Origin of the sequence: Streptomyces sp. SID13666 (assembly GCF_010548325.1) — a bacterium.
GTDB classification, from domain to species: Bacteria; Actinomycetota; Actinomycetes; order Streptomycetales; family Streptomycetaceae; genus Actinacidiphila; species Actinacidiphila fildesensis.
The window spans coordinates 1-6057 of record NZ_JAAGLX010000095.1; the positions used below are offsets into that span (position 1 = coordinate 1).

The 6057-nt window shown below is 66.4% G+C and carries 7 protein-coding genes and 2 pseudogenes; 5 read left to right on the top strand and 4 right to left on the bottom strand.

What is annotated here, in order from left to right; genetic code table 11:
* Positions 1-127: pseudogene (locus G3I60_RS43280) on the top strand (IS481 family transposase); the annotation flags it as partial.
* Positions 128-555: 428 nt separating this feature from the next.
* Here the strand turns inward: G3I60_RS43280 and G3I60_RS43285 are convergent.
* On the bottom strand, positions 556-987 hold the full coding sequence (locus G3I60_RS43285) for a hypothetical protein (RefSeq protein ID WP_164295483.1): 432 nt from the start codon (positions 985-987) through the stop codon (positions 556-558).
* 146 nt (positions 988-1133) lie between these two features.
* On the opposite strand from G3I60_RS43285, the gene G3I60_RS43290 reads away from it, so the two are divergent.
* From G3I60_RS43290 to G3I60_RS43300, 3 genes are all read left to right on the top strand, one after another.
* Complete coding sequence (locus G3I60_RS43290; protein ID WP_239071028.1) at positions 1134-1676, top strand: HD domain-containing protein; 543 nt, start codon at positions 1134-1136, stop codon at positions 1674-1676.
* A gap of 193 nt (positions 1677-1869) precedes the next feature.
* On the top strand, positions 1870-2295 hold the full coding sequence (locus G3I60_RS47190) for an Arm DNA-binding domain-containing protein (protein ID WP_164295484.1): 426 nt from the start codon (positions 1870-1872) through the stop codon (positions 2293-2295).
* Positions 2296-2349: 54 nt separating this feature from the next.
* Positions 2350-3087, top strand: coding sequence for a site-specific integrase (locus G3I60_RS43300; protein WP_164295485.1), 738 nt, complete (start codon positions 2350-2352; stop codon positions 3085-3087).
* 134 nt (positions 3088-3221) lie between these two features.
* Here G3I60_RS43300 and G3I60_RS43305 read toward each other — a convergent pair whose 3' ends face one another.
* Entirely contained in the window at positions 3222-3986 is a 765-nt protein-coding gene (locus tag G3I60_RS43305) for a hypothetical protein (protein WP_164295486.1), read from the bottom strand.
* A 1036-nt stretch (positions 3987-5022) separates the two neighbouring features.
* Between G3I60_RS43305 and G3I60_RS46630 the strand changes: the two genes are divergently transcribed.
* On the top strand, positions 5023-5151 hold the full coding sequence (locus G3I60_RS46630) for a hypothetical protein (protein WP_269287676.1): 129 nt from the start codon (positions 5023-5025) through the stop codon (positions 5149-5151).
* A 421-nt stretch (positions 5152-5572) separates the two neighbouring features.
* Here G3I60_RS46630 and G3I60_RS43310 read toward each other — a convergent pair whose 3' ends face one another.
* Positions 5573-5911, bottom strand: coding sequence for a DUF3883 domain-containing protein (locus G3I60_RS43310; RefSeq protein ID WP_164608527.1), 339 nt, complete (start codon positions 5909-5911; stop codon positions 5573-5575).
* 14 nt (positions 5912-5925) lie between these two features.
* Positions 5926-6057 (bottom strand): annotated as a pseudogene (locus tag G3I60_RS43315) (IS481 family transposase); the annotation flags it as partial.

The window sequence follows — 6057 nt, forward strand, 5'->3', positions numbered from 1 at the left end:
CAACGACGAGCGAACAGCCGCTCTGCCAGACTTCCTCCACACCTACAACCACCACCGCGGCCACACCGCACTCGGCGGAAACCCACCCATCACCCGCGCAAACAACCCTGCGGGTCAATACACCTAGGCCGCGACTGCTCGGCTCTGCCTGGGACGACGGCAGACGGGATGGCAGCCCCCACCTCCACCACGAACTGCCCGCAGTCGCCGTCCGGGTTTCCGCCATCCCAGAGTCGGAGCGCCCCCGCCGGAGGCACTGCTTGGACCTGGTCGGCTGGCAATCTGCGCACCCGCCCCTGCCCCCTGCCCGGACCTGTGTTTCCCCCACCTTGTGGGCGCGGACGGCGGCCGGCGCGGTCCGCCGGTGGCGCAGACATGGAGGCGAGGCCGCGCCGGACGACGGCCGGCGCCGCCGCGCTGTGCGCGGCCCTTTCTCTCTCCGAGAGAAGACTGCCTTGCAGACCCTGAGAGGACCGAGACTACGGGCCAGCGGCGAGCGCAGCGAGGCGCCTTGATCTAGTAGAGAAACTCTGTCCCCAAGGTCGTATGGCAGCACTATGCCTTCTCCTGTGGCCAGTTGGCGATGCGGATCCGAGCTGCTTCGGCTATCTCGGTCCAAGGGTCGTCCGTCAAACGGAGCACCGCCCAGCGCGGGGTGTGCCGATGGGTGGCGACTTTGTTGCGAACTGCGTCGTCGGGATCGTCGACCAGCGCCGCCAGCAGTTCAGCCGGGCAGTTCCGACGACTCGCCACCCTGCTGCGAACACGCCAGTCGTCGTCCTTGATCAGCTCGGCAAGGATCTGCGGCGGGCAGCTGCGGTTGTGGGCAGCCCAGACACGCATGTCCGGGTGCTCACGCACCAACTCACCCCAGAGCGGCAGCGCCATAGCCGCCCACGCCGAGCGGCCGTACTCCGCCGGGTCCTCGCTCAAGCGAAGGCGCATGAACTCCTCGACGGACGTGATCTCAGGAAGATGGTCTGGCATGGCAGGACCGTAACGCACGATGTCTAGGCCAAGCGTCAAACCTCCCCCAATGCCGGACCGACAAGCATCACCTGTACCCGAGGCGATCGCTGAAGCGCCGAGGTTCTGGGAGGACGTCCGGGCTTGCTGAGGCGTTCTTACCTCCCTTGGGGAATCGCTGGCTACACACGCAGGCGGTAGCGGAGCGCGCTCGGCAGATCGCGGCAGCCGTGCCTGAGGACGAACGAGACCTTCTGGAGGCAGCAGCCTGGCTGCATGACCTGGGGTACGCGACCGAGCTCTGGGCTACAGCGTTCCACCCACTCGACGGAGCCCGCCATCTCGAATCCCTCAATACACCGCGGCGGTTGGTCTGCCTGGTCGCTCATCACTCCGGGGCAACCTTCGAGGCGGAACAGCGGGGAATGTCGGCAGAGCTGGCGACGTACGAACGGGAAGACTCCCCGCTGCTGGATGCGCTGATCTACGCGGACATGACCACGGGGCCGGCTGGTGAGTCTTTCGACTTCGACACCCGCATCGACGAGATCCTCGACAGGTACGCGCCCGGCACCGAGGTACACAACCCGATCAGCAACGCGCGGCCCTACCTGGGAGCCGCCATCGAGCGGGTACGTGCGCGCCTGGAGCACAGTTCCCGGTTCGGGTGGCGCCGATCGTCCGATGTAGGGATCGTTCATCGCTTATGAGGGTCCCTGCAGCTCGGCAGCCCGCTGACGAATGTGTGATGGCACGGTGATGTCACCCACCCTCGTGCCGCCATGATCCGCCAGCTGCCGCGCTGGGCCTACCTGTTGTCAAGGTGGGGGTACGACCTCTCCCCCACTGGAGGTAAGCACCATGGCTCCTCGTCCCCCCCGCACGCGGTCGCGTGTTCCGCAGATGTGGTTGCCGTCGCCCCAACGGCCGGCAGTTCGGCGCCGCCTGCCCGCAGCTCAAAGAGGCTGCCGGCACGGCTCTTGGGCTTTCGCCGTCGATCTGCCATCGACGGGTAGACGGCGTCCGAAATGCCGTAGCGGGTTTCTCACCCGCAGGGCGGCCCGGGCCGCCCTGGAGCAGGCGCTGGAGGCCGAGCGCACCGGCCTCGATTGTGAACCTGATCTCACGGTTGCTGCGTACCTGATCACCTGGCTGCGTGGAAAACAGGAGCAGTTGCGGCCCACTTCATTGGCCGGCTACCGCGATCACGTGCATCGGGAACTGATCCCAGCCTTCGGGACCCTGCTGCTCGGCGACCTGCGGCCGCGGCACATAGCCTCCTGGTGCCAGGCAGAGCTGGACCGGGGAAGAGGGCGCACCACCGTATAGCGGATCGGTGCCACTCTCTCCAGCGCCCTGGGGTCCGCGTGGCGTACCCGGCTCGTGGAGGAGAACTGGTGCCGGTACGCGATGATGCCGCGGCCGGCGGCGCCGGAGCGGATCTGTTGGAACCCCACGCAGGCGGCGGCGTTCCTGCGCCACAACCACACCGTCTACGCCGACCAGATGGCCGACATCTTCGAGGTACTGCTGGGAACCGGCATGCGGCGCGGCGAAGTCCTCGGACTGCACTGGCCGGACGTGCACCTGGCCGAGAAGACCCTGCTCGTGCGGTGGAACCTCACCCTGATCAACAACAATCAGCTGTTCCTGGGCCACCCCAAGACCAAGGCGAGCCGCAACTGGGTCAGCCTCGCACCCCGGGTCATCGCCGCCCTCCAACGCCAGGAGGCGCGCGCCCGCAACGGCCTACCGGAGGGTGTGCTACTGGAGGGGCTGGTCTTCTGCCGACCCGACGGCTCTCCCCTGAGGCCGCAACGGATCCTGACCGAGCAGCGCCGGCGCGCTGCAGAGGTCGTCCTGCCACGGATCAGCGTGCACGATCTACGGCATACCGCGGCCACCATCATGATCAGCTCACGTGTCCCACTCGCGGTGGTGTCCAAGACTCTCCGGCACTCGACACTGTCAACCACCGTCAACCTCTACGGGCACTTGCTCCCGCACGCCGCCCGCGCCGCAGTCACCGCCATCGGCACCGCACTCGAACGCACCGACCGCAAACACGCCCAATCCTCGGACGATTCACCTGACGGCCCATCGGAAGAACGGGCCGCCTGAGGCCTCGAACCCCCCATGCCTCGCCGCAAGGCTCGTCGTGGCGGCATCCCTGACCAGGGTGCCGCCACGAAGGATGCCTGATCCGGCACTGGCCTGTCCCGGCCAGTGACTGGAGATGCCGGCGACCGCCGCAGCTATCTCCGCCGTAGCTTCCATCCGTTGCGCTTCCGGCTCGGCGACGGCACACCCCCACGAACGGCACGACGGATCTGGTCGAACGTGGCAATCACATTACGGTCGCGGCCCGGCAGAACCGCTCCAAGGCACACCAACCTGATGCGCCCCTCACCGAGCGGGATGCCGATGAAAACCGGTGCGCCGGCACACCCATCAGGAACTGTGCGGTCCCAGCGAACACTGCCGCTACCAACACGGGCGACGTTGCCAACGACCACCGCCTGCAGCCTCGCTCCCGACGACGCGTCAACGTCGTGGCCCAGGATGTACGCGGGAACCGGGTCCGTTCCGATGGCGGCGATGTCCTGCTCACCGGCCGCCAGACCATCCGTGATCTCGTCGGTGGTCCAGCGCCACCCCTTCCGCTCCCCGTGAGCGTGCAGGGCCTCAGCAGGCAGCACCGCGACACCCAGGTCGTCGTAGTGCTCCCAACCATCGGCAAAGCCGGTCATCAGCAGCTTCTCGGCACTCATCTCCGGATCACACAGCTCGGCCCGCAGAGTCACCTCGGCGAGGTCATACCGTGTGAGCGCACCGGCCGTAACGAGGTACTGCCGGACGACATCCCCGTCAGGCGTGGTTTCCAGGAGATCGTTGAACCAGAACGCCGTCCCGAAATGGCGCTCCCGATGCGCCGCCCGCTGGAAGGGCAATGTGGAGCGGCTGACCGCGTTCATGATGGCATCAATGATCGCAGTGTGATCAACGAACGAGGTAGGCATGGAGCGGGACACTACCCGCCAGGGCACACCTCCAGCCATTCCCTTTAGCTCCTCATCTAGCGGGAACAGGCGGCCCCGCACCGGCGTAACCAGCTGCCGTCGGGCCTGTGCGACGCATCAGCCGTGGAGACACTGCAACTACCGCACCAGCAAGACCAGTGACTACGCCTGCGGCTGGGAGCGGCCCGCGCGTACGGTCGAGGCTGTCGAGTCGGTGTCGCCGGCTGAACAAGCGGCCCAACCCGAATCCCAGCAACGGCATCGCTGAAAACCTCACGAGTCAAGGTGTCTATGACGGCGATCTCCGCATGGCTCTGCTCAGCGGTGCCGGCCGGAGCGCACCCACGCCACATCCTATGAGGATTCATCTGACGGTCCATCGGAAGAGCAGGCTGCCTGAGGCCTCAACGAGCCCTGGGTCCCGCCGGAAGTCTCTGCGTGGCGGTATCCCTGACCAGGGGTGCCGCCACGCAGGATGATCTTTCGTGCCGGGTTGCCGTCACCGGGCCATCACGTGTACTCCCAACGCATCCAGCGGGCCTGTCGTTGCCGACAAACCCGCTGGTCGCACCGTCGGGACGACAGGATTAGAACCTGCGACCCCTTGACCCCCAGTCAAATTCTGTCAAGGCATTCTCTCGGTAAACAGGATAAAGGCGTCAGCACTTCGCGCTGTGGCGCGTCAGTTGTTCCGAGTCGCGCATGCCGCGTGGCCCCCAACTAGTCCCCAGGGGAATGGTCCTAGTGTCATGCCACAAGATCCCCCCAGTGTGAGCGGCTTGTCAGGAATTCACAAGACGTCGAAAATGCGGAGGGCGGAGGCTGGAAATGGAGGAAGGGATCCGGGGCCTCCTCCGCGATTGGCCGGCGCAGTGTCCCCAACGATCTGCGACAGGGTCCGCAGGCCGTCGGGCGCCCTTTGGTAGTACAAGGGCCGGGCGACATCGCTGCCCCCTCCGCCGCATGACTCAGACCGGGACAACATCCCGACCCGCTGCTTTAGCGAGCGTGCGGGCCCGGTTGCAAGCGCGGCCACATGACGATCTTGGTTGCTCCGAAAGCACGATCCCGCCGCTACATGAGCCGCGGATTCCTCGCCAAGACCCACCACCCGATCGAATCACAAACCGACAAGACCACGCTGCCCACCGAACTCACCGCATAGCCTCACGACAAGATCACCGAATGGCCGTCGCTACACCAGTCCAGCGGACGTGACCGAGCCCCCGGTCGGCGGCGATCCACGCGAGGTCCGTCTCACCAAGCTTGGTGAGAACGATGGCGGCGCCCTGGTAGGTCATGGCCATGAACCCGCGTCTTGTCGCGATCGTGGCCTTCGTATGCCTGAGTCGCGATAAGTAGGTCGCCAAGGGTGACATCTAGGGACTCGGCTAGAGCAGTGATAACCGGGAGCCGGGCAGGGGGCCACCGGGGGTCGCTGCGGGCGGACCTTGCCAAATGCCAACGCTCGCGCCGGTCGCCTGGCCAGCCGGATTTCCGGCCCCGCCACCGTCGTCCTGAAAGGTCGAAAGGGCGGGTGAGCCGCGGTCTGCTGGTGTGGCCGCTCGGATCGGGTGCGGCGCTCACTATTCCGCAGGCCACTCATACACCGTGGAGGCTACTCCCGTGTGCCGGACGCCCTTGAGTCTGACCTCCGTAGGCAACTCGATCTCGAACCGATTCACCGGGTCCGGGACGAGGCGAAGGGTCGGGGTGCCCGTGCCCCTCTCCAGGTGTGAGGCGATCACCAGGACGTAGTTGTCCCCTTCAGACATGGCTCGCCTGAACTCCGCTCGGGTAAGAGAAAGTTCGAACGGGACCGCACCGCCGTGCGCCTTGATCTCGAAGAAGCGCCCGGTCGAGTCGAGGGCGTCGGCCCCGAAGCCCGAGACGCCGCGCTGGTCCTCTAGGTCGATGCCCTGCATCCGCAGGATGCGCCCTAGCTGTACTGGCCCGTGAGGTTGGGGACGCGGCTGGCGGGTGGTTGGCCTTTGAGTGCGGTGTGTCCGCGGTGGTGATTGTAGGTGTGCAGCCAGGCGGGGTATGCGTCGCGTCGCTCGGCCTCGGTCCG

What these genes read in the sequence shown, in the direction of transcription:
- G3I60_RS46630 (WP_269287676.1), top strand. Translation starts at nt 5,023, where the DNA reads ATGACGATCTTGGTTGCTCCGAAAGCACGATCCCGCCGCTACATGAGC.
- G3I60_RS43285 (WP_164295483.1), bottom strand. Translation starts at nt 987, where the DNA reads ATGCCAGACCATCTTCCTGAGATCACGTCCGTCGAGGAGTTCATGCGC.
- G3I60_RS43310 (WP_164608527.1), bottom strand. Translation starts at nt 5,911, where the DNA reads ATGCAGGGCATCGACCTAGAGGACCAGCGCGGCGTCTCGGGCTTCGGG.
- G3I60_RS43305 (WP_164295486.1), bottom strand. Translation starts at nt 3,986, where the DNA reads ATGCCTACCTCGTTCGTTGATCACACTGCGATCATTGATGCCATCATG.
- G3I60_RS47190 (WP_164295484.1), top strand. Translation starts at nt 1,870, where the DNA reads ATGTGGTTGCCGTCGCCCCAACGGCCGGCAGTTCGGCGCCGCCTGCCC.